This window comes from Streptomyces hokutonensis (assembly GCF_042751305.1).
GTDB lineage: Bacteria > Actinomycetota > Actinomycetes > Streptomycetales > Streptomycetaceae > Streptomyces > Streptomyces hokutonensis_A.
The window spans coordinates 1-19,624 of record NZ_JBHYWD010000017.1; the positions used below are offsets into that span (position 1 = coordinate 1).

Here is a 19,624-nt window from a genome sequence, read left to right on the forward strand (position 1 = left end):
CTTCGGGCCTCCGCGCGCTGGGCCTCTCGACACCGGCGCGCCCCTGCGGCTCCCTCTCGGCCGGCGCGTGGGGACAGGGAGAGTGGGTGGGCCCTCACCGTTGGTTGAGCAGGGCTTTGCGGAACCAGTGTTCTGCGTAGGGGTCGTTGTTGTGGGGGTCGGTCTCCCTGTAGCCGAGGTGGGTGTAGAGGGTGCGGGCCTCGATGAGGTCGTGGCGGGTGTCGAGGATGATGGTGTGGGCGCCCAGGGCGCGGGCTGCCTCCTCTGCGGCTGTTACCAGCTTTGCGGCGCCGCCCCGGCCGCGCAGCTGCTTGTGGAGGAAGACCCTTGTCAGCTCGGCTGTTGTGGGGGAGAGGAGGCGTACGCCTGCCGATCCTGCTGGCGTGCCCTCGTGCCGGGCTACCAGCAACTGGCCGTCGGGCGGGGCGAGTTCGGCACCCGTGCGGGCGGCGATCTCGCGCTCCAGCTCGGCGGGGTCCGTTCGCCGGTTCTCGTGGAGCAGGTACCAGCGGTCGCTGACCTCCGTGTAGTACGCCCTCCAGAGCGCGGCGGCTACGGGGGAGTCGTAGGGCTCCGGGGCGATCGTCCAGGTCATGCGGGCATTGTCAGGAGGCCGCGGGGGTGCGGCGCAACCGAATATGGGTGACCCCCGGAGAGTCCAGAACCTGGGTCTTGGTCCACTCGATGTGCTGGTCGCCCACGTTGTCGAACAGGCGCCGTCCGCCGCACGCGAGCACGGGCACGACATGCAGGAGGAGTTCGTCCAGCCATCCGGCGCGGATGAACTGCTGGACCAGGTCGGCGCCGCCGGCGAGTGAAATGTCCTTGTCGCCGGCTGCCTTGCGGGCCGACTCCAGTGCGTGGTGGGGGCCTTCCGTGACGAAGTGGTAGGTCGTGCCGCCCTTCTTCGACACCGGTTCGCGTGGATGGTGGGTGACGACGAACACGGGGGCGTGGAAGGGGGGTTCGTCGCCCCACGGGGTCTCCCCGGTGATGAACATGCCGTGGCCCATGACCACCGCGCCCGGTCGTTCGATCCATTCGGCGAGCAGTTCGTCGTCCGGGCCTGTGTCCCCGCCCGCCATGCCCTGCATGCGACGGAAGCTCCGGAGCCCGAACACCCATGAGTGCAGGCGCTCCCCGCCGATCCCGAGCGGATGCTCCCGACCTGACTCCGGCCCCGCGATGTAGCCGTCCAGCGACATGGCCAGCCGTGCGATGACCTCACCCATGACAGTCTCCTCGATTGTCTCAACCGGTCCTTTATCCATGCGTCGATCGGGCCGGGGCGGAATCGACACACCGGCATCACGGAATCCCCGTAGCCGTGGCCGTCGTTTGAAGGGGACCTTTGCGGCAACCCGGTACGGGAACCGACCGACTACGAGAGCCGGTTGACCAAGAATCCGGAAGGCACTCATGTCCACAGGCGTGATCATCGTTTTGATCGTGATCGTGGTCGGCGTGGTCGCTGCCGCGGCGGCCCTCGCACCGCGTGCCCGGGGCGCGATGGGCGGCTCGGGCCTGAAACGGCGCTTCGGGCCCGAGTACGACCGGACCGTGGCCCGGCACGACGGCGACACGAAGGCCGCCGAGCGGGAGCTCGGCGAGCGTGTCCAGCAGCACGGTTCGCTGCGGGAGCAGCCGTTGGAGCCCGCGGCCCGTGAGCAGTACCAGGCCCGTTGGGCCGCCGCCCAGGAGCTCTTCGTCGACTCGCCCCGCCAGGCCCTGACCGACGTCGACCAGCTGCTCGGCGAGGTGGCCGGGGCCCGGGGCTTCCCCGGCGTCGAGGAGTACGACAAGCAGTTCGACGCGCTGTCCGTGCACCACGCGGACCACGTCCACGGCTACCGGCGCGTGCACCGCGTCGTCCAGTCGCGCACGAACGGCGCGCAGGAGAGCCAGGCCGGTACCGAGGAGATGCGCGAGGCCATGCTCGAAGCCCGCGCCCTCTTCGACGACCTGATCAGCGCGGACGACGGCGGCGGCCGTGGCAACGGCAGCAGCCGTACCGGACGCCACGCGTTCGGCTCATTCAACAGGCAAGCAGTGAAGGGAAGTTGAGCCGCATGACCGATGTGACACGACCCAACGGCGACACGAGCGACGAAACCCGCGAGAGCCGCGAGCGCCGCGAGACCGGCGAGCGCAAGGGCGCGAGTACGGACACCGGCACGGACCGTACGGACATCGGTGCGGGTACGGCTGCGGGTACCGGTACGGCTGCGGGTACCGGTTCGGGTATGGGTACCGGTACGGGTATGGGTACCGGTACGGGTATGGGTACCGGCGCGGGTAGCGAGCGGCGGGACCCGGCCAAGGCCGGTGACCGGCGGGAGGCCACGACGGTCACTCCGATCCCGCGGCAGACCGACCGGCAGGTCGACCGCCAGACCGGGCAGACCGGGCAGACCGACAAGGCCGCCCCCGTGCACGCCCCCGAGCCCCCGCCCGCATCCGCGTCCACCGCCGCCGACAAGCGGCACGACCGGCTGGACGCCGAGAACGGGAGCCTGCTGCCGCACGACGAGAGCGACAAGTTCAACCTGCGGCTCCAGCACGCGGTGACCGGGTTCGTCGACGAGCCGCGCTCCGCCGTCGAGGAGGCCGCCCACGTCCTGGAGGAGGTCGCCGACCGGCTGACCCAGGCCGTCACCAAGCGGCGTGACAGCCTGCACAGCTCCTGGGAGTCCAAGGGCTCGGACGACACCGAGCAGCTCCGGCTGGCGCTGCGGGACTACCGCGAACTCACGGAGCGGCTTCTACACATCTGACCCGCCGGGTCCACCGGACCCGTCGGCCGCCCGGCGCTCCCGCCACTCCCGTGCGACCTCTTCCACGTCGTACGGCTTCATTCCCAGCGGCGGGCCGGGCGGTGGCTTGAACATCATGTCGCGGATCTTCACGTTGACTTCGGTGATGATCTGCCGAGCGATCCGCTCCGAAGGGGCCGAGTACGCCGCAGCCAGGGCGTCCTCGGCCTCTTTGCGCAGTGCCAGCGTCGGCGGGAGCACGGAGATGCCCTCGCGGGCCATCTTCTGCTTGATCCACCACAGTTCGTCGTACGTCGTGTCGGAACCGGACGGCAACGGCTTGCCCGCGCCCGGGAGTTGGGCGAACTCGCCGGCTCGCTCGGCGTCCCGGATCTGCTTGTCGACCCAGGACTCGAAGGACACACCCGGTGGCTTTCGCTCGGTCATGACTCCATTGTGCCGGACGTGGATCGGCCGGGGGATTTATCATGCGGCGGCTGTGTAAGGACACCTCAAGGGGGAAGCGCACGTGCTCGAACTCACCATGGCCTCGGTCTCCGGGACGGACGAGGGCGCCACGGCCGGCATGCTGATGGCCGAGGCGCCCAGCGACCCGGGCGCGGTGCTGCGGGTGGGCCGCGACGAGTCGGTGTGCCGGCTGGTGACACCGGACGACTGGCTGTTCATCTCACGGGTCCATCTGGAGTTCCTGTGCGGTCCCGAGGGCATCTGGCAGGTGAGCTGGCTGCGCGGCTCCCAGCCCGACCCGTCCTCCGAAGTACGGCTGATCGTCGGGGAGTACGCCCAGACGGTCGGCTACGGCGGGAGCGTCCCGTTGCCCCGTGGTGGCAGCGGCGAGATCGTCATCAAGGACCGCACCGGGCCGCGCAGCATCAACGTCGGCTTCTATCACGAGAGTTGAGATGGACTGGTGGAGAGCTCCTAGTCGATGACCCTGGCGAGCGCGAAGCCGTCGTAGCCCTTCTCGCCCACCGTCTGGATCGCCGTGCCGGACAGGCGCGGGTGCGAGCCGATCAGTTCGATGACCGCGCGTGTGCCGAGGACGTCGGGATCCGTGTTGGCCGGGTCGGCGACCCGGCCGCCGCGGACCACGTTGTCGACGATGATCACGCTGCCGGGGCGGGTGAGCTTGAGTGCCCATTCGACGTAGTTCGGGTTGTTGGCCTTGTCGGCGTCGATGAAGACGAGGTCGAAGGGGGCCGCGTTCTCGTCGGCGAGTGCGGCCAGTGAGTCCAGGGCCGGGCCGACCCGGATCTCGACGATCTTGTCGAGGCCCGCGCGGGCGATGTTGCGGCCCGCGACCTCGGCGTGCTTCGGGCTGTACTCCAGGGTGATCAGACGGCCGTCGGCGGGCAGCGCGCGGGCCAGCAGGATCGTGCTGTAGCCGCCGAGGGTGCCGATCTCCAGGATGCGGGTGGCGCCCTGGATTTGGGCGAGGAGGTGCAGCAGCTTGCCCGCGGCGGCGGACACCGCGATCTGCGGGAGGCCGGCGGAGTCGCTGTCGCGGAGGGCCGCCTCCAGAACCTCGTCGTGCGGGGAGAGGTGGCCGATCAGGTAGTCGTCGACGTCGTTCCACAACTGCGACTCGCTCATGTGCCGGTGCCCTTCGTGAATCCGGTGATCGTGAATCCGGTGAGAATTGCTGCGACCCGTTCGTGTGCAATCACTCACTCTACGGATACACGGTTATTTGCCGTGCCCAGGCAACCCGGGGCCGACTATCGTCATCCGGACAAAAGGAGGGCGGCCGTCAGGTGAAGAGGGGGTTGCCTGCGTCCCTCCCGCCGGGGGTGCGAACCTCATAGGGTTCGCAGAGGGAACAGCCACGCGTGTGACGCGTGGGACGAGCGGGGCGGGAGGCCTACGAGGCGTGGCGAACGTGGAGCACAGCGGGCGACCGGCGGGAGCCGTGGGAGCTTTCGGGTCGACGGCCACCGGGACGGCCAGGGCACGGCTGCGCGCGGCGCGCCTGGGCCTGTGGCTGGTGGCCGCGGTCCTGGCCGTACGCCAGGTGGCCGTGGTCCTCAGCACCCCGCAGGGGGAGCGGCTGACGGACCTGGAGACCTGGGTCGGGCCGAACGGCGTGCTGCATGTGAAGGGCTCGCTGTACGACTCGACGCAGTTCACCGGCACCCCCTTCGGCGGGCTCGTCCTCAAGCCGCTCACCCGGGCCGCCGAGCAGGCCCTCGGCTGGGGCTGGACCTTCGGGACGCTGCTGCTCGTCGTCGCGCTCGGTCTCGTCGTCTCCCGGGCGCTCCCGCAGCCCGTCACCCGCCGGGCCTCGCTGCTCGCCGCGCCCGTCGCGATCAGCCTGCTGATGCTGTCGCTGCCGGTGCGCAACACGCTCTGGCTCGGCCAGACCAGCATCATTCCGGTCCTGCTCGTGCTGCTCGCCTGCTTCACGGTGCGCGGCGAGCGGGCCAGCGGCGTGCTGATCGGTCTCGCCGCGGCCCTCCAGCCGACGGTGCTGCTGTTCGCGCCGCTGCTGTGGTTCACCGACCGGCGCCGGGCCGCCGTGACCTCCGCGCTGACGTTCGCCGCGAGCGTGGTGGTCGCCTGGGCGGCGATGCCGCACGACTCGTACACCTACTGGGTGCACCACATGGCCGGTGCCGGTCTCGGCGGCGCGGCGGACGGCCTCGGCAACCAGTCGCTGCACGGCGCGCTGCTGCGCCTCGACCTGACCGGGCCGCTGGAGATCGGTGTCTTCCTGGCGCTCGGCGCGGTCGTCGCGTACGTGGGCCTGCGCCGGGCCGTGGGCTACGCGCGCGACGGGCAGCTGCTGCTCGCGGTCGCGGTCACCGGCTGCGCGGCGATCGCCGTGTCGCCGACGACCTGGCAGCACCAGCTGCTGTGGGTGCTGCTCGCGGTGGTCGGCCGGGTCGGCAAGCGGGCCTCGGACCGGTACGTGTGGCCGGTGGCGGTGGTCCTCGTCGTCACGCTGCCCGCGAAGATGATGCTGCCGAACATGCCGGCCATGTACCCCATCCGCGACAACGTCGTCCTGCTCGCGGCCCTCGCCGCCGCGACGGTCATGCCGTTCCTGTCCCGTACGTCGGAGTACTACCGGCGGCCGATCCCCACGGAGTACGCCGAGCCGGTCCCGGCCCGCTGGAAGCACGTCCCGCTGATCCCGCAGCTGCGCCGCGTCCTGACCCGCCCGAACCTCCTCCTCGAACTCCTCCTCATCCGCGTCACCTACGCCGCCTACCAGCAGGTCCGCCTGGCGGCGACGGGCGGCACCAACGCGGGCGGCCGGGCCACGGCGGAACACCACGGCCACCAGATCCTCTCGATCGAGCAGTTCCTGCACATCGACATCGAGCACGCGGTCAACCACTGGGTCGTGAAGGTCGACTTCCTGCGGGAGTTCTTCAACTTCTACTACGAGTCCTTCCACTTCGTGGTCCCGCTGAGCGTGATGGCCGTCCTCTACTGGCGCCGCCCGGTCGACTACCGCTGGGCCCGCTCCTCCCTCGGCTTCGCCACCCTCCTCGCACTGGTCGGCTTCTGGCTCTACCCGCTGGCCCCGCCGCGCCTCCTCCCGGGCCTCGGCATCATCGACACGGTCCACGGCGTCCAGGACTTCTCCAAGCCGGACTACGGCACCCTCACCGCCCTCACCAACCAGTACGCGGCGATGCCGTCCCTGCACTTCGGCTGGTCCCTGTGGTGCGGTGTGGTCATCGCGATCATCGCCCCGAAGTGGTGGATGAAGGCGCTGGGCCTGCTCCACCCCTTCTTCACCGTCACGGCGATCGTCGCGACCGGCAACCACTGGGTCCTGGACGCGGCGGGCGGAGCGGCGGTCGTGGCGGCGGGCTTCGGGCTGGCGTACGTCTTCCAGGGGCCGCGGGCGCGGTTGTCGAAGAAACCGGTGGAGATCGGGGCGGAGTTGGAGCCTGCGGCGGCTCCCTGATCAGCCGGGGCCGATACCGACCGGCCGCAGGCTGGAGGTCGAGTCAGTTCTCGGGGTTCCGGCCGTGTGTTCCCGCTGTCGGGTTGTTGTTCCGTTGGCTGTCGGCGCTCCAGCCGGCCAGGAGCAACGTCGGCTCCATGCTCGACAAGCCCAGGGTCGTGTAGCGGGTGGCCGAAAAGGGTGTTCAGCGGACTTCGGCGCCGAGGGCGATGTCGAAGCCGGCGCCGTTGCGGGCCAGCCCCATCAGCAGGATGCCGGTCCATTCGAGGACCGAAGCCATCGCGAGCCCTCCCGTGTCGAGGGGGCGCAAGTCGATGCTCTCCAGAAACGCCGAGACCTGTGCCTTCGCTGCGGCGTCGTCGCCGGCAACAAAAACGTCCAGGGGCGTGTCGTGAGCGAGGACGTGGCCGAAGACCGAGTTCAGCGCCTTCACGACGGGTGTGCCCTCGGGGGCGGCAGCAGCGATCTCCTGGGCCGCCGAGCTGTCTGGGGTGGTCGCGAGTCCGCTGGCGTCGGCGTTGAAGGGATTGGAGATGTCGACGAGGATCTTGTCGGCAAGCGCGTCGCCGTAGTGAGTGACCACGTCGACTGCGCCGGTGTACGGGACGGCCACGATGACGATGTCACCCGCCGGCGTTGCGCCGAGCGCGCCGACCGTGGCTCCGTGGCCGATCTGGTCGGCCAGCGCCAAAGCCTTGGCGGTGTTGCGGCTCATGAGCTCGATCGCGTGGCCGTGCTTGGCTGCCCGGGTGCCGATGGCGGTGGCCATGTTGCCCGAACCGATGATGCTGATGGTGGTCATGACGTGTTCCTTTGCTGTCCATGGAGCTGCCGGTAAGGAATGTGTTGCCGGTCTGTTGGGCTGCATCAAGCACTTCGGCCACGCAGCATTGGCTCGCGGACTAGGTGCGTTCGCGGGCGACGTGTTCGCGTACCGCGGGGATGGTTTCAGCGGCGAAGCGCTCGATTACGTCCTGGTCGTCGCTGGCCAGAATGAAGGTGCTGACGCCGTCCTCGACGGCCAGCCGGGTCAGTGCCTCCGGAGTCTGCCGGCCCGGGAAGATGTTGAGGAGGCGGGTGATCTCGTGGGGATCGCGGCCGGCGGCCCGGGCGGCATCGTCGATGATCGCGTTTCCCTTTGCCACGCCGCCCGGCTCCATCATCGGCAGCGACGGCAGCCAACCATCGGCCTTGCGTCCCACCAAGCCCTGCATCTTCGGCTTGTGGGCGCCGACCCAGATCGGGATCTCGTGGGCGGGCGCGGGTCCACGCTCGGCGCCGTGCACCGAATAGAACTCGCCGTCGACGTCCACGCCGCCGGGCCCGTCGGCATCCCAGACCCCGCGGATGATGTCGATTGCCTCGCCAAGTGCCGCGACGCCCTGTAGCGGGGTCAGCCGCCGTCCGCCGATCGCCTGCACGGCATCCCAGTAGTAGCCGGCTCCGAGTCCGAGGCTGGTCCGTCCACCGGAGAGCAGGTCGAGGCTGGCCGCCGCGCGGGCGAGTACGGCGGGGGGCTGACGCAGCGGCAGGTTCAGCATGTTGCCGGACACTCCGATGCGCTCGGTCCGCGCGGCCACCCAGCTCAGCAGAGTCCAGGTATCGAGAAAGCTCGACTGGTAGGGATGGTCCTGGAAGGTGACGAAGTCGAAGCCGAGCCGCTCGCTCAGCTGCGCCAACTCGACCGGACGGCTCGGCGGGGAGTTGGTGGGACCGATGAATGTTGCGAAACGCAGGGGATGACCGTAGTCGGGCATCGACGTCTCCTCCAGTCGTTCGTTCGTGGTCAGCCGCGACGCGACCTCGTCGCGCACAGCGTGTCGTCAGATCAGGACGCCGACGATTTCGTCGAGAGGCTCGGGCCGGCCGGCCTCGTGGTGAAGGCCGGCGCCACCGCGGATCAGAGGCCCGCAGACGGCAGCGGCGGCCCAGAACAGGCCGGCGGCCCACCAGAAGCCGACAGTGAACTCGTGCACGGTGGCACCGACAACGGCCGGTTCGACACCAAGTAGTTGAGCGCCGACATGACGCACTCCTCTGCTCGGCACTCGCCGTCAGATCTGGCTGAACCCGCCGTCGACGACCAGGTTCGCGCCGGTGACGAAGCTGGCGTCCGAGGAGGCCAGGAACAGCGCGGCAGCCCCGATTTCCTCGCTGGTTCCCAGCCGTCCCAGCGGAATGGCGGCGGTGATCTGTTCCCGGAACTCGGGGGGCACGGTGCTGAAGAGCGCGGTGTCGATCGAACCGGGACTGACGACATTCACCCGGATACCGCGGACCTTCAACTCCTCGGCCCAGGTGCGGGCAAGTGAACGAATGGCGGCCTTGCTCGCCGAGTAGACACCGGCACCGGGGATGCCCTTGGTCGCGCTGCTCGTGCCGTTCAGGATGATCGACGCACCGTCGCTCATCAATGGCAGCAGGTACTGAACGGTGAACACGGTGCCGCGGAAGTTCACGCCCACCAGCGCATCGAACGTATCGGGGGTGATGCTTCCCAGCGGGTCGGACACCGACGCGACGCCGGCGCTCGCGAAGAGGACGTCGACTCGTCCGTGGTGCTCCCGCACGGTCTCGGCCAAGCGAGCCAGGTCGTCCAGGTTTCCCGAGTCCGCTTGTACGCCCGTCACGTTGTGGCCGATGGCCGCGACCGCCTCGTCCAGTCTGTCCTTGTCCCGCCCGGTGATGAACACGTAGGCGCCTTCGGTCACGAACAACTTGGCCGCCGCCAACGCCATCCCAGAGGTTGCTCCAGTGATCACGGCGACCTTGCCATCAAGTTTGAGCATGTTGACCTTCACCTTTCTGTCGGCCGAAAGGCCGAACGGCCGTTCCGTGAACGGGGATGGTCTCCCGTTCCCGACTACATGCCTACCGTAGCAGATGCGTGCGCGCGCACCTAAATGGGCGAGCATCCAATTTCGGGTATGCTGCCGCGCATGAGGGCACCCGTGTCGCAACCGCGAATCCTTTCCCCGGACCAGGTCAACGGCTGGTTCGCGCTGCTGTTCACGCACGCCACGGTCACCGGGCGGATCGACGCCGTGCTGATGGACCAGCACAAGATCTCGTTCAGCACTGTCGAGATCCTGTGCTGGCTCTTGGAGGCCGAGCCTCAGTCGGTTCGAGGTCTGTCCGGCAAACTCGTCAGCGTCAGCCCGACCAGGGCATCACGGTTGGTTCAGCAACTGATCGATGCCGGGCACCTGCAACGTGGAGCCGACCAGGGCGACGGTCGGGTGTCTCTCATCAGCTTCACCAAGAGCGGACGGCGCTTCGCCGAGACGGTCAGGCGAACCTTCGAGGATTCGGTCAAGAAATATTTCGTCGATCCCCTCGACGACGATGACATCGCTGCCCTCACCCGGATCTGGGCCAAGCTCGAAAACGCGGAAGGTCCTGGCTGAGGGGCTCCCGAGCTCGCGGCACGCGTCGGTGACGTCTTCGCTGATCGCCCGCGGCCTACCGGTAGAGGAAGGTCTCACCCTCGCCGATCCGTCTGATCCCCATGGCTTCGATGGTCTTGTCGCGGTCCTGGCATCCGTCGAAATCGCGCAGCGCCGCCAGGCCGGACGGCGGGAGGTGGCGGGACACCTGGGTGATGAGACCGGAAAACGGGGTGCCGATCAAGGACGCGCTGTCATGGAGCGCGGCGAGCCCGTACAGATTGTTGCGCGGGTCCTCAAGATGCGCCTGGGCCAGGCCTACGGCGACGAGTCCGCGCCGCAGTGGTTCGGGGGCCCGCGTCCTGACCGCCACGGACGCCATGCGCTGGCCATAGGCACTCAGCACCCCTGCGGCCCGCCGACCCAGGTCGAGCGGCTCCGGACGGCTCATGTACGCGATGACGAAAGCGTCGACCTCGCCGTCCAGTTCGTGCGGAAGCCTGACCCCCAGGTATCCGTTGAACCGCCTGTCCTGGAAGCGTGACCAGCTGGTCGCGTCCCGCCCGCGTTGCGTCATCGGCACGTCTTCCTTCCGGTTTCCACGCCGAGGCCCATGACATTCCCTTGCCCCGGCTTTTATTACTTGGGCACCAATTTCCGTCCCTGAATAAGATCGTGCTCTTGACCGGTGTGAATACGCCTGATTCCAGGGGGAGTTGTGGGGATTTCGGTGTGTGCGGCCGTGTCGCGGAGAGCGACCGGCGTGGCGTTCGCCGCTGTGCTGCTCGGTGGGGGAGCGGTGGGGTGTGGGGGTGACTCCGCGGACGAGGACTCGGCCAAGCCGGCGCCTGCGGCGGCCGTGGCCAAGGCGGTGGAGAAGGCCGAGGACATCACCTCGCTGCACTACCGGGTCAGCGGGACCGTGCCCGAGAAGGGGCGGCTGACGGCCGAGGCGTCCATGAAGGCGAAACCGGCGGTCATGACCATGGTGATGACCGTGGTCGGCGCGCTCAAGCCCGGCGAGTTGGACATCCGGTTCGTCGACAAGGCGATCTACGTCGGCGGGAGTGGGGTCGACGCGTCGAAGTTGGGCGGCAAGAGCTGGTTCAAGGCCGAGCCGGCTGTGTGGGGGCGTGGCGCGGCGGACAACCAGTCCTATGGCGTGCTGCCCGGTTCGATGGAGGGGAGCCCGGTCGTGCAGTCCACGATCATGGTGGGCTCCCAGGACGTGCGGAGGATCGGCGCCGAGACGGTCGACGGCACGAAGGCCACGCACTACCGGGGAACGGTCACCGAGCCCGGCCTGCGCGACGCCCAGAGCGCCGCCAAGGGAAAGGCGGCCTGGCAGCGCCGGACCGACAGCCTCGACCAGTTCGTGGCCATGCAGGTCGACGGGACCATGACCATGGACCTGTGGGTCGACGGCGACGACCACCCCAGGCAGTTCCGGGTGCGGGGCAAGACCTATCCCACGCGGAACGACGCCGACGGCGGCAGGCTCGACCTGACCGTCACCTTCCTCGACATCAACCAGAAGGTGACCGTCAAGACCCCGCCCGCCGACGACACCGCCGAACTCGGGGGCTGACGGCCCGAGTTCACGAGCACTCGAACCACACCGTCTTCCCGCCCCTCGACGCCGGTGACACCCCCCACTTGTCGGTCACCGCGTCCAGGATGACGAGCCCGCGGCCGTTCTCCGACTCGGGGTCCAACTCCGGGTTCAGGGTGGGGAGTTCAGGGATGCCGTCGGTCACCTCCACGCGGATTCCGGCGAGCTGGCGTTGCAGCCGCAGTCCGCAGCGCCGGTCCGGGACATGCCGGACGACGTTGGCGAGGAGCTCCGTCACGGCCAGTTCCACCGCGTCCGACAGCTCCGGCATGCCCCACTCCAGCAGGAACGAGCGGACGATACGGCGGATGTGCCGGGCGGAGTGTTCACCCACGGTGAGGTGCATGACGTACTGCCGGCGGTCGGGAAAGGCCAGCATGGCGGGGGGAGTTGGTTCATTCACGCTACGAGGCTGACGCCCCGCCGCTACCCTCGGCAACGGTACGAATACAACCCGTTCGCGGGTGGACACTTCTGGTTGGTTGTCGGGAGGCAGGGGCTCCGCGTGCACATCAACACCCTCGATCCAGGGGCGTCGCCGCTGGACTACTACGGCTTCGAGCTGCGCCGTTACCGGGAAGCGGCCGGTCTCACACAGCGAGAACTCGGCAAGATCGTCAACTACACCGGGTCACTGATCGGCCAGATCGAGACGGCCCGCAAGCTGCCCACGCTGGAGTTCAGCCAGCGGGTGGATGCCGCGCTCGACACGGGTGGGCTGCTGACCCGGTTGCTCGATCTGGTGCTGCGCAGCCAACTCCCGTCCTGGTTCCAGCAGGTGGCCGAATTGCAGGCGCGGGCACTGGAGATCTGCTCGTTCGAGGCGCAGATGATCCACGGTCTCCTCCAGACCGAGGAGTACGCCCGCGCCGTGCTCGGCACGCTGGACCAGAGCAACCTGGACGACCGGACCGCCGTACGAATGGCTCGTCAGCGCATCTTCCAGAAGGAGGAGCCGCCGGTCTTCTGGGCGATCCTGAGCGAGGCCGCGCTGCATCTGGAGATCGGCGGCCGACAGACCATGAGGAACCAACTGGCCCGCCTGTTGGCGTACGAGAACAATCCTCGGATCAACATCCAGATCCTGCCGCACTCGACTGGAGCGCACGCGGGACTCCAAGGCTCGTATGACCTCTATCGCTTTCCGAGCGACCCGACCATCGTCTATACGGAGAGCTACGGAAGCGGGCATCCCACAGCCAACCCGGACACTGTCAAGGACTGTTCGCTCCGTTACGATCATCTCCAGGCCGCCGCCCTCTCCCTCAGGGACTCGGCGGAGCTGATCCGGCGCGTGATGGAGGAACGTTATGGGGAACAACGCGATGCCGACGGGGACCCAGTGGCGGAAGTCCAGCTACAGCAGTGATCAGGGCGGCAACTGCATCGAGTGCGCGCCGATCGGCCTCCTCGCCTGGCGCAAGTCCTCGTACAGCGGTGATCAGGGCGGCAACTGCGTAGAGATCGCCGAGTCCACCTGCCCCACAACCTCCACCACCCTCCTCATCCGCGACTCCAAGACCCCGGCGGGGCCGATCCTCACCCTCGACCCCGCCGCCTTCACCACCTTCGTCAACTGGACCGCTACGACGGTTGGTTGAAGTAGTAGTCGTGGTCCAGGTCGGCCAGCAGGCCGATTCGGGTCGGAGTCCAGCCGAACCGCTTCTGCGTGAGCGTGCTCGTTCCCGTGAGGTCGGACGAGACGAAGTGGCCCAGCCAGCCGAAGTGGTCCCCGGCCTGCTCGACCGGCACGCTCGTTACGGGTAGGTCCAGCCGCTTGCCGATGACCTCGGCGATCTCCCGTACGGGTACGCCCTCGTCGGCGACCGCGTGCAGGACGGTGCCCGCGGGGGCGTTCTCCAACGCCAGTCGGTACAGCAGCGCAGCGTCCTCGCGGTGGACGGCGGCCCAGCGGTTGGTGCCGGCGCCGACGTAGGCGGAGACGCCCTTGGCGCGGGCGATGTCGATGAGGCCGGGGACGAAAGCGTGGTCGCCCTCGCCGTGCACTTGCGGCAGTCGGATGACGGACGCGCGGATGCCCTGCGCTGCCGCCGCCAGGACCGTCACCTCCGCCGGGAGGCGCGGCAGGTCGGGGCGTGCGGATGGGTCGGGTACGTCGTCCTCGGTCGGGCCGTGGCTCATCACGGAGCTGATGACGAGGGGGCGGTCCGTTCCGGAGAGCGCGTCGACCAGGGCCCTGACCGCGTTCAGGTCCGTCACGACGGAGGCCGCGTAGTTCGAGAAGTCGTGGATGAAACCGGTGTGGATCACGCCGTCGGCGGCGGACGCGCCCGCGCGGAGCGCGTCGAGGTCCTCCAGGGAACCCCGGTGGACCTCCGCCCCGGTCGCGGCCAGCTGTTCCGCCGAGGTGTCGGAGCGGGCGAGGCCGAGGACCTGGTGTCCCGAGTCGAGCAGTTCGCGGACGACCGCGCCGCCGACGAATCCGGTCGCGCCGGTGACGAAAACACGCATGACGAAATCACCCCAGGTGGGTCGGGAAGTGGTGTGCTTCCAGCCTGCGCCCGCCCGGGTGCGCCCGTCCAAGACCGACTCCGGAACACGTGATTCAGTTCCGGTATCACCCCAGCTCGTACGGACGTACAGTCGACGTATGACTGACCTGGACCTGCGTCTGGTGCGCTGTTTCACCGTCGTCGCCGAGGAACTGCACTTCGGCCGGGCGGCGGCCGTGCTCCATCTCGCCCAGCCTTCGCTCAGTCGTCATGTGCGGCGGCTGGAGGGTGAGTTGGGGGTGCGGCTCCTCGACCGGACCACGCAGGGCACTCAACTCACCGAGGCGGGGGCGGCGTTCCTGCCCCGGGCCCGGGCGCTGCTGCGGTCGGCGGAGGAGGCAGCGGCCGAGGCGCGGGCGGTCGGGCAGCCCAGTCGTATCGTCATCGGGTTCATGACCGGGCTCATCGTCACCCCGGCGGTGCGCGCCCTGCGCGGGCGCCACCCGGACGCGGATGTGCACAGCCGCTTCCTGGGCTGGGGCGAGCTGCCGGCCGCCCTGCTGGAGCACCGGGTGGACGTGGTCGTGGGCCGATTCCCGTTCCCCACCGAGGGGTTGAGCGTCACCGTCCTCTACGAGGAGCCACGCGTGGTGATGATGCCGGTCACCCACCGGCTGGCCGGCAAGGAACTCGTCACCCTCGACGACATCGCCGACGAGCCCGTACCCCGGTTCCCCGACGAGGAGTTCAACGCGTTCTGGCGTGTCGACCCCCGTCCGGACGGACGCCCGGCGCCGGACGGTCCGCTCGTCAAGAACCTGGAGGACAAGCTCGAACTCATCGCCGCGGGCGAGGCGGTGTGCCTCGCCCCGGCGGGCAGCGTGCTGAAGGGCATGCGACCCGACCTGACCACGGTCCCACTGGAGGGCGTGGACCCCATCCAGGTGGTCCTGGCCACCCGCGCGGGCGAGGAGAACCACCGACTGCTCGCGGCCTTCCGCGCCTGCGCGGTGGAGCAACTGCCCCCTGCCGACCGGTCCGCTACAGCCGCTGAATGATCGTGCCCGTCGCCAGCGCCCCGCCCGCGCACATCGTGATCAGCGCGAACTCCTTGTCGGCGCGCTCCAGTTCATGCAGCGCGGTGGTGATGAGGCGGGCGCCGGTCGCGCCGACCGGATGGCCGAGGGCGATCGCACCGCCGTTCACGTTGACCTTCTCCAGGTCCTGTTCGAAGACCTGCGCCCAGCTCAACACCACTGATGCGAAAGCCTCGTTGATCTCGACGATGTCGATGTCCTTGAGGGTCATGCCGGCCTTGCCGAGCACGGCACGGGTCGCGTCGATCGGGCCGTCGAGGTGGTAGTGCGGGTCGGCGCCGACCAGTGCCTGGGCGACGATCCGGGCGCGGGGGCGGAGCTTGAGCGCCCTGGCCATCCGCTTCGACGCCCACATGATCGCCGAGGCGCCGTCGCTGATCTGGGACGAGTTGCCCGCCGTGTGGACGGCCGTCGGCATGACCGGCTTCAGCCTGGCGAGGGCCTCCATCGACGTGTCGCGCAGGCCCTCGTCCCGGTCGACGAGCCGCCACATGCCGAGGCCCGCGCGCTGCTCGTCCTCGGTCGTCGGCACCTGGACGGCGAACGTCTCCTTCTTGAAGCGCTCCTCGGACCAGGCGATCGCCGCCCGCTCCTGCGAGATCAGGCCGAGCGAGTCGACGTTCTCGCGGGTCAGCTTCCGGTTGCGGGCGATGCGTTCGGCGGCCTCGAACTGGTTGGGCAGGTCCACGTTCCACTCGTCCGGGAAGGGCTTCCCCGGCCCGTGCTTCGAACCCGACCCCAGCGGCACCCGCGACATCGCCTCTACCCCGCAGCTGATCCCGACGTCGATGACGCCCGCCGCGATCAGGTTGGCGGTCATGTGCGAGGCCTGCTGCGAGGAGCCGCACTGACAGTCGACGGTCGTCGCCGCCGTCTCGTACGGCAGGCCCATCGTCAGCCAGGCCGTGCGCGCGGGGTTCATGGACTGCTCGCCGGCGTGGGTCACCGTGCCGCCGACGATCTGTTCGACGCAGTCGGCGTGAATGCCGGTGCGGCCGAGGAGTTCACGGTAGGTCTCGCCCAGCAGATAGGCGGGATGCAGATTGGCGAGCGCGCCGCCGCGCTTGCCGATGGGGGTGCGTACGGCTTCCACGATGACGGGTTCCGCGGCCATGGGACACGTCCTCTCCTCGTCCACCGCGCGGCGCGGGCGTCCCGGCCACCCGCCACGCAGAACTAGTACGCGTTCTAGTTCTGTGTGCAGTCTGCTGACAGGCCGTCCACAACCGCAAGGGTCGTGCAGGGAATTCGGCTTGCCGCACCTCTTGCGACTTCTAGAACCCGTTATTACCTTCACGGCAGCCGGGTTCCTGATGGACCGTCAGATGACGGGAGTTGCGCCGATGCCCTGTCCAGCGTTGCCCGAAGGGTTCGACTTCACCGACCCCGACCTGCTCCACCACCGCGTGCCCCTACCGGAGTTCGCCGAACTGCGCGCGGCCGAACCGGTCCGCTGGATCCCGCAGGCCGCGGGCATCGCGGGGTTCCAGGACGAGGGCTACTGGGCCGTCACCCGGCACGCCGACGTCCGGTACGTGTCCACCCACCCGGAGATCTACTCCTCGACCCTCAACACGGCGATCATCCGCTTCCACGAGCACATGGAGCGCGAATCGATCGACGCCCAGCGGCTGATCCTGCTCAACATGGACCCGCCCGAACACACCCGCGTCCGCCAGATCGTCCAGCGCGGCTTCACCCCCCGCGCGATCCGCGCCCTGGAGGAACGCCTGCGCGACCGGGCCCAGGCCATCGTGGCGAACGCCCGCACCCACTCCGGCCCCTTCGACTTCGTCACCGAGGTCGCCTGCGAACTGCCCCTCCAGGCCATCGCCGAACTCATCGGCATCCCGCAGGACGACCGCGTCAAGATCTTCGAGTGGTCCAACAAGATGATCGCCTACGACGATCCCGAGTACGCGATCACGGAGCAGGTCGGCGCCGAGTCCGCCGCCGAACTCATCGCCTACGCCATGGGAATGGCCGCCGAGCGCAAGCAGTGCCCGGCCCACGACATCGTCAGCACCCTGGTCGCCGCCGAGGACGAGGGCAACCTGAACTCCGACGAGTTCGGCTTCTTCGTGCTCATGCTGTCGGTCGCCGGGAACGAGACGACCCGCAACGCCATCACCCACGGCATGCACGCGTTCCTCACCCACCCCGAGCAGTGGGAGCTGTACAAGCGCGAACGTCCGTCGACCGCCGCCGAGGAGATCGTCCGCTGGGCGACCCCTGTCAACGCCTTCCAGCGGACGGCGACCCAGGACACCGAGCTCGGCGGCAAGCACATCAAGAAGGGCGACCGCGTCGGCATCTTCTACGCCTCCGCCAACCACGACCCCGAAGTCTTCGAGAACCCGGACGAGTTCGACGTCCTGCGCGACCCGAACCCGCACCTCGGCTTCGGCGGCGGCGGCCCGCACTACTGCCTCGGCAAGTCCCTCGCGGTCCTCGAGATCGACCTGATCTTCAACGCGATCGCGGACGCGATGCCCGACCTGACCCTGACCGGCGACCCGCGCAGGCTGCGCTCCGCCTGGATCAACGGCGTCAAAGAGCTTCAGGTGACCGCCGGTTGAGGTGAACGCACAGCTCGGGCCGGCGGCATCCCGGCGCCGCCGGCCCGTTCTCGTTCACCGCTGTGCTTACTTCCGTACCGCGAACTTCATGAGCTCCCGCTCGTCCCCCTGCTTGATGTTCCCGGTCTCGTTGATGACCTGGAGCTTCCAACTGGCGCCGTCCCGGACCGCCTTGGCGACCGCGCAGCCGTTGTGGCTGCTGAGCAGGTTCGGCCAGATCTCGGCGACCTGCTGGGTGCTGCCGCCCGTCGCGTCGTACACCTTGAAGGCGATGTTCCGTGCCTTCTGGAAGGAACTGCCCTTCTTGTAGGCGGCGGCGACGAAGACGATCGAGGTGATGTTGCCGGGTATCCGCGCGAGGTCGACGGTCACCGTCTCGTCGTCGCCATCGCCCTTGCCGGTCTGGTTGTCGCCGCTGTGCACCAGCGAGCCGTTGCCCAGCGGGTCCACGGAGTCGAGCCCCGCGAGCCGTACCGGGTCCTGACCCTGCATCGCGATGGCGATCAGATCGAGGTCGGTACCCGCCTTCTGCCGCAGCTTCCCGATGATGCCGCCGCTGCTGCCGACGGTGGGGTCCCAGGACGCCCCGATCTCCAAATGGGTCACTCCGTCCAGATCCGCCGGACCGTCTTCCTTCGTGAGCGTGATCATGTGTGATCGATCCTCTTGATCGTGGGACTCAGACGCACGAATTCTGCCTTCTTGGGCGGGCTTTGGGCTAGGACCTGTCCGGCGGAGCAGGTCGCAGGAAAGTGGCGGTGCCTGAACAGCACCGGTGAGCGGGATCTGGTGCGTCCAACTGCAAGGCGGAGTAGGGAGTCGACGCGGTGGGGGCACCTCCCGGCCGAAGGCTGGGGGACGTCGGCGAGTGACGACGACGCCGCTGGGGGTCCCCCCACGCCTTTAAGGCAGTGGGGGAGGGCGTGCCAGATCCCGCGTCTGCGGCATGATCCGCCGGACAGGTCCTATTCCCGTCCGGATGCGGTTACGGCGAACACCGCGGCGACCAGGGCCGCGAGCAGAAGCGGGTAGCGCAGATCGTGGTGCAGGATCAGCCACGCGCCGAAAAACGCGCCGGCGGCCATCGCCACGGCCGCCGAGAGGCGGCGGAAGGTGCCGGGGCCCCAGCCCTCGCCCGCGACCGTGTCGGCGACCAGTCCGGTCAGGGTCATCGTCAGAACCGTGGTGGTCGTGAAGCTGGTGACCTTGAGCTTGCGGACGGTCGCGTTGCGCAGGCCCATCGCGAAGGCGGTGAGGGCGATCAAGGGGTGCGTGGTGGCGCTGTCGCCCGGCGCGACGAAGGCGATCACCGCGGCCACGCCCACGAGCAGCGCCTCCGCGCCGAGGCTGACCCGCGCCCAGGTCCTGCGCGAGCCGGTGTCCATCCGCAGCGCGATCCGGCCCCCGGCCGCCGCGCCCACGAGGAAGGCGCCGAGCGAGGTGAGGGTGCGCGACACCGAGAAACCGGGCGCCCCGGCTGCGGCGAAGCCGAGCACCACCACATTGCCGGTCATGTTCGCGGTGAAGACATGCCCGAGGCCCAGATAGCTGACGGCGTCGATCAGCCCGCTGACCACGGTCAGCCCCAGCAGCACGACCACCAGCCGGAGTCCGCGCGCCTCACGGTCGTAGGACTTGGGCTGTGGGTTCTGGTCCGTGTTCTGGTCCATGAACGCAATGTAGCGGCGGGGGCCCCCCGGGGGGGGGGGGGGCCCCCCCCCCCCGGCGGGGGGGGGGGGGGGGGGGTTGGAAAAAAAAAAAAAAACCCCACAAAAAAACAACACGAGAATGTGGGAGGGACGGG

At 68.8% G+C, this 19,624-nt stretch carries 24 protein-coding genes; 10 read left to right on the forward strand and 14 right to left on the reverse strand.

The window, feature by feature from the left end; genetic code table 11:
* Nucleotides 1-94: 94 nt before the first annotated feature.
* Together ACFXC1_RS35115 and ACFXC1_RS35120 are read right to left on the reverse strand one after the other, a co-directional pair.
* Nucleotides 95-595, reverse strand: a complete 501-nt coding sequence (locus ACFXC1_RS35115) for a GNAT family N-acetyltransferase (protein WP_381250670.1) — start codon at nucleotides 593-595, stop codon at nucleotides 95-97.
* Between the two features lie 10 nt (nucleotides 596-605).
* Nucleotides 606-1,232, reverse strand: coding sequence for a dihydrofolate reductase family protein (locus ACFXC1_RS35120; protein ID WP_381250672.1), 627 nt, complete (start codon nucleotides 1,230-1,232; stop codon nucleotides 606-608).
* 187 nt (nucleotides 1,233-1,419) lie between these two features.
* On the opposite strand from ACFXC1_RS35120, the gene ACFXC1_RS35125 reads away from it, so the two are divergent.
* Together ACFXC1_RS35125 and ACFXC1_RS35130 are read left to right on the forward strand one after the other, a co-directional pair.
* Nucleotides 1,420-2,064, forward strand: a complete 645-nt coding sequence (locus ACFXC1_RS35125; protein WP_381250674.1) for a hypothetical protein — start codon at nucleotides 1,420-1,422, stop codon at nucleotides 2,062-2,064.
* Between the two features lie 5 nt (nucleotides 2,065-2,069).
* On the forward strand, nucleotides 2,070-2,774 hold the full coding sequence (locus tag ACFXC1_RS35130; RefSeq protein WP_381250676.1) for a hypothetical protein: 705 nt from the start codon (nucleotides 2,070-2,072) through the stop codon (nucleotides 2,772-2,774).
* On the opposite strand, the gene ACFXC1_RS35135 is transcribed toward ACFXC1_RS35130, so the two are convergent.
* Nucleotides 2,763-3,200, reverse strand: coding sequence for a DnaJ family domain-containing protein (locus ACFXC1_RS35135; RefSeq protein ID WP_381250678.1), 438 nt, complete (start codon nucleotides 3,198-3,200; stop codon nucleotides 2,763-2,765). The two genes, ACFXC1_RS35130 and ACFXC1_RS35135, sit on opposite strands and share 12 nt — an antisense overlap.
* Nucleotides 3,201-3,282: 82 nt before the next feature.
* Between ACFXC1_RS35135 and ACFXC1_RS35140 the strand changes: the two genes are divergently transcribed.
* Nucleotides 3,283-3,675, forward strand: coding sequence for a hypothetical protein (locus tag ACFXC1_RS35140; protein WP_262057773.1), 393 nt, complete (start codon nucleotides 3,283-3,285; stop codon nucleotides 3,673-3,675).
* Between the two features lie 20 nt (nucleotides 3,676-3,695).
* On the opposite strand, the gene ACFXC1_RS35145 is transcribed toward ACFXC1_RS35140, so the two are convergent.
* Complete coding sequence (locus ACFXC1_RS35145; protein ID WP_381250680.1) at nucleotides 3,696-4,367, reverse strand: O-methyltransferase; 672 nt, start codon at nucleotides 4,365-4,367, stop codon at nucleotides 3,696-3,698.
* 277 nt (nucleotides 4,368-4,644) lie between these two features.
* On the opposite strand from ACFXC1_RS35145, the gene ACFXC1_RS35150 reads away from it, so the two are divergent.
* Nucleotides 4,645-6,693 (forward strand): bifunctional glycosyltransferase 87/phosphatase PAP2 family protein, encoded by a 2,049-nt coding sequence (locus ACFXC1_RS35150; protein ID WP_381250682.1) that lies wholly within the window; start codon nucleotides 4,645-4,647, stop codon nucleotides 6,691-6,693.
* Nucleotides 6,694-6,877: 184 nt separating this feature from the next.
* Here ACFXC1_RS35150 and ACFXC1_RS35155 read toward each other — a convergent pair whose 3' ends face one another.
* From ACFXC1_RS35155 to ACFXC1_RS35170, 4 genes are all read right to left on the reverse strand, one after another.
* Entirely contained in the window at nucleotides 6,878-7,495 is a 618-nt protein-coding gene (locus ACFXC1_RS35155; RefSeq protein WP_381250684.1) for an NADPH-dependent F420 reductase, read from the reverse strand.
* Between the two features lie 100 nt (nucleotides 7,496-7,595).
* Nucleotides 7,596-8,507: an LLM class flavin-dependent oxidoreductase gene (locus ACFXC1_RS35160; protein ID WP_381250686.1), complete on the reverse strand. Its 912-nt coding sequence runs from the start codon at nucleotides 8,505-8,507 to the stop codon at nucleotides 7,596-7,598.
* A gap of 9 nt (nucleotides 8,508-8,516) precedes the next feature.
* Complete coding sequence (locus ACFXC1_RS35165) at nucleotides 8,517-8,669, reverse strand: hypothetical protein (protein ID WP_381250688.1); 153 nt, start codon at nucleotides 8,667-8,669, stop codon at nucleotides 8,517-8,519.
* Nucleotides 8,670-8,747: 78 nt separating this feature from the next.
* Nucleotides 8,748-9,482, reverse strand: a complete 735-nt coding sequence (locus ACFXC1_RS35170; protein WP_381251011.1) for an SDR family NAD(P)-dependent oxidoreductase — start codon at nucleotides 9,480-9,482, stop codon at nucleotides 8,748-8,750.
* Nucleotides 9,483-9,632: 150 nt separating this feature from the next.
* Here ACFXC1_RS35170 and ACFXC1_RS35175 point away from each other — a divergent pair, with 150 nt between their 5' ends.
* The gene (locus ACFXC1_RS35175) at nucleotides 9,633-10,100 is read left to right on the forward strand and encodes a MarR family winged helix-turn-helix transcriptional regulator (RefSeq protein WP_381250690.1); all 468 of its coding nucleotides are present in this window, start codon (nucleotides 9,633-9,635) and stop codon (nucleotides 10,098-10,100) included.
* A 55-nt stretch (nucleotides 10,101-10,155) separates the two neighbouring features.
* Here the strand turns inward: ACFXC1_RS35175 and ACFXC1_RS35180 are convergent, their stop codons facing one another.
* On the reverse strand, nucleotides 10,156-10,656 hold the full coding sequence (locus ACFXC1_RS35180; RefSeq protein ID WP_381250692.1) for a hypothetical protein: 501 nt from the start codon (nucleotides 10,654-10,656) through the stop codon (nucleotides 10,156-10,158).
* 186 nt (nucleotides 10,657-10,842) lie between these two features.
* Between ACFXC1_RS35180 and ACFXC1_RS35185 the strand changes: the two genes are divergently transcribed.
* Nucleotides 10,843-11,667 carry an SCO4651 family lipoprotein gene (locus ACFXC1_RS35185; protein ID WP_381250694.1) on the forward strand — a complete coding sequence of 275 codons (825 nt, stop codon included), beginning with the start codon at nucleotides 10,843-10,845 and terminating at the stop codon, nucleotides 11,665-11,667.
* Between the two features lie 10 nt (nucleotides 11,668-11,677).
* Here the strand turns inward: ACFXC1_RS35185 and ACFXC1_RS35190 are convergent, their stop codons facing one another.
* A complete protein-coding gene (locus ACFXC1_RS35190; protein ID WP_381251013.1) occupies nucleotides 11,678-12,070 on the reverse strand; it encodes an ATP-binding protein in 393 nt (130 codons plus the stop codon).
* 126 nt (nucleotides 12,071-12,196) lie between these two features.
* Here ACFXC1_RS35190 and ACFXC1_RS35195 point away from each other — a divergent pair, with 126 nt between their 5' ends.
* Together ACFXC1_RS35195 and ACFXC1_RS35200 are read left to right on the forward strand one after the other, a co-directional pair.
* Nucleotides 12,197-13,060, forward strand: coding sequence for a helix-turn-helix domain-containing protein (locus tag ACFXC1_RS35195; protein ID WP_381250696.1), 864 nt, complete (start codon nucleotides 12,197-12,199; stop codon nucleotides 13,058-13,060).
* Entirely contained in the window at nucleotides 13,017-13,292 is a 276-nt protein-coding gene (locus ACFXC1_RS35200; RefSeq protein ID WP_381250698.1) for a DUF397 domain-containing protein, read from the forward strand. The genes ACFXC1_RS35195 and ACFXC1_RS35200 overlap by 44 nt, the downstream gene beginning before the upstream one ends.
* Here the strand turns inward: ACFXC1_RS35200 and ACFXC1_RS35205 are convergent.
* Complete coding sequence (locus tag ACFXC1_RS35205; RefSeq protein ID WP_381250700.1) at nucleotides 13,276-14,163, reverse strand: SDR family oxidoreductase; 888 nt, start codon at nucleotides 14,161-14,163, stop codon at nucleotides 13,276-13,278. The genes ACFXC1_RS35200 and ACFXC1_RS35205 overlap by 17 nt on opposite strands.
* A gap of 139 nt (nucleotides 14,164-14,302) precedes the next feature.
* Between ACFXC1_RS35205 and ACFXC1_RS35210 the strand changes: the two genes are divergently transcribed.
* Nucleotides 14,303-15,202 carry a LysR family transcriptional regulator gene (locus ACFXC1_RS35210; RefSeq protein ID WP_381250702.1) on the forward strand — a complete coding sequence of 300 codons (900 nt, stop codon included), beginning with the start codon at nucleotides 14,303-14,305 and terminating at the stop codon, nucleotides 15,200-15,202.
* Here the strand turns inward: ACFXC1_RS35210 and ACFXC1_RS35215 are convergent.
* Nucleotides 15,186-16,355, reverse strand: a complete 1,170-nt coding sequence (locus ACFXC1_RS35215; protein WP_381250704.1) for a steroid 3-ketoacyl-CoA thiolase — start codon at nucleotides 16,353-16,355, stop codon at nucleotides 15,186-15,188. The genes ACFXC1_RS35210 and ACFXC1_RS35215 overlap by 17 nt on opposite strands.
* Nucleotides 16,356-16,584: 229 nt before the next feature.
* On the opposite strand from ACFXC1_RS35215, the gene ACFXC1_RS35220 reads away from it, so the two are divergent.
* On the forward strand, nucleotides 16,585-17,820 hold the full coding sequence (locus ACFXC1_RS35220) for a cytochrome P450 (protein ID WP_381250706.1): 1,236 nt from the start codon (nucleotides 16,585-16,587) through the stop codon (nucleotides 17,818-17,820).
* Between the two features lie 66 nt (nucleotides 17,821-17,886).
* On the opposite strand, the gene ACFXC1_RS35225 is transcribed toward ACFXC1_RS35220, so the two are convergent.
* On the reverse strand, nucleotides 17,887-18,471 hold the full coding sequence (locus tag ACFXC1_RS35225; RefSeq protein ID WP_381250708.1) for a TerD family protein: 585 nt from the start codon (nucleotides 18,469-18,471) through the stop codon (nucleotides 17,887-17,889).
* Nucleotides 18,472-18,785: 314 nt separating this feature from the next.
* The gene (locus ACFXC1_RS35230; RefSeq protein WP_381250710.1) at nucleotides 18,786-19,490 is read right to left on the reverse strand and encodes a YoaK family protein; all 705 of its coding nucleotides are present in this window, start codon (nucleotides 19,488-19,490) and stop codon (nucleotides 18,786-18,788) included.
* Nucleotides 19,491-19,624: the final 134 nt, after the last annotated feature.

Excerpts from the sequence above, each read along its gene's own strand:
- ACFXC1_RS35115 (WP_381250670.1), bottom strand. The coding sequence starts at position 595 with ATGACCTGGACGATCGCCCCGGAGCCCTACGACTCCCCCGTAGCCGCC.
- ACFXC1_RS35120 (WP_381250672.1), bottom strand. The coding sequence starts at position 1,232 with ATGGGTGAGGTCATCGCACGGCTGGCCATGTCGCTGGACGGCTACATC.
- ACFXC1_RS35125 (WP_381250674.1), top strand. The coding sequence starts at position 1,420 with ATGTCCACAGGCGTGATCATCGTTTTGATCGTGATCGTGGTCGGCGTG.
- ACFXC1_RS35130 (WP_381250676.1), top strand. The coding sequence starts at position 2,070 with ATGACCGATGTGACACGACCCAACGGCGACACGAGCGACGAAACCCGC.
- ACFXC1_RS35135 (WP_381250678.1), bottom strand. The coding sequence starts at position 3,200 with ATGACCGAGCGAAAGCCACCGGGTGTGTCCTTCGAGTCCTGGGTCGAC.
- ACFXC1_RS35145 (WP_381250680.1), bottom strand. The coding sequence starts at position 4,367 with ATGAGCGAGTCGCAGTTGTGGAACGACGTCGACGACTACCTGATCGGC.
- ACFXC1_RS35155 (WP_381250684.1), bottom strand. The coding sequence starts at position 7,495 with ATGACCACCATCAGCATCATCGGTTCGGGCAACATGGCCACCGCCATC.
- ACFXC1_RS35170 (WP_381251011.1), bottom strand. The coding sequence starts at position 9,482 with ATGCTCAAACTTGATGGCAAGGTCGCCGTGATCACTGGAGCAACCTCT.
- ACFXC1_RS35175 (WP_381250690.1), top strand. The coding sequence starts at position 9,633 with ATGAGGGCACCCGTGTCGCAACCGCGAATCCTTTCCCCGGACCAGGTC.
- ACFXC1_RS35180 (WP_381250692.1), bottom strand. The coding sequence starts at position 10,656 with ATGACGCAACGCGGGCGGGACGCGACCAGCTGGTCACGCTTCCAGGAC.
- ACFXC1_RS35190 (WP_381251013.1), bottom strand. The coding sequence starts at position 12,070 with ATGCTGGCCTTTCCCGACCGCCGGCAGTACGTCATGCACCTCACCGTG.
- ACFXC1_RS35200 (WP_381250698.1), top strand. The coding sequence starts at position 13,017 with ATGCCGACGGGGACCCAGTGGCGGAAGTCCAGCTACAGCAGTGATCAG.
- ACFXC1_RS35205 (WP_381250700.1), bottom strand. The coding sequence starts at position 14,163 with ATGCGTGTTTTCGTCACCGGCGCGACCGGATTCGTCGGCGGCGCGGTC.
- ACFXC1_RS35210 (WP_381250702.1), top strand. The coding sequence starts at position 14,303 with ATGACTGACCTGGACCTGCGTCTGGTGCGCTGTTTCACCGTCGTCGCC.
- ACFXC1_RS35215 (WP_381250704.1), bottom strand. The coding sequence starts at position 16,355 with ATGGCCGCGGAACCCGTCATCGTGGAAGCCGTACGCACCCCCATCGGC.
- ACFXC1_RS35220 (WP_381250706.1), top strand. The coding sequence starts at position 16,585 with ATGCCCTGTCCAGCGTTGCCCGAAGGGTTCGACTTCACCGACCCCGAC.
- ACFXC1_RS35225 (WP_381250708.1), bottom strand. The coding sequence starts at position 18,471 with ATGATCACGCTCACGAAGGAAGACGGTCCGGCGGATCTGGACGGAGTG.
- ACFXC1_RS35230 (WP_381250710.1), bottom strand. The coding sequence starts at position 19,490 with ATGGACCAGAACACGGACCAGAACCCACAGCCCAAGTCCTACGACCGT.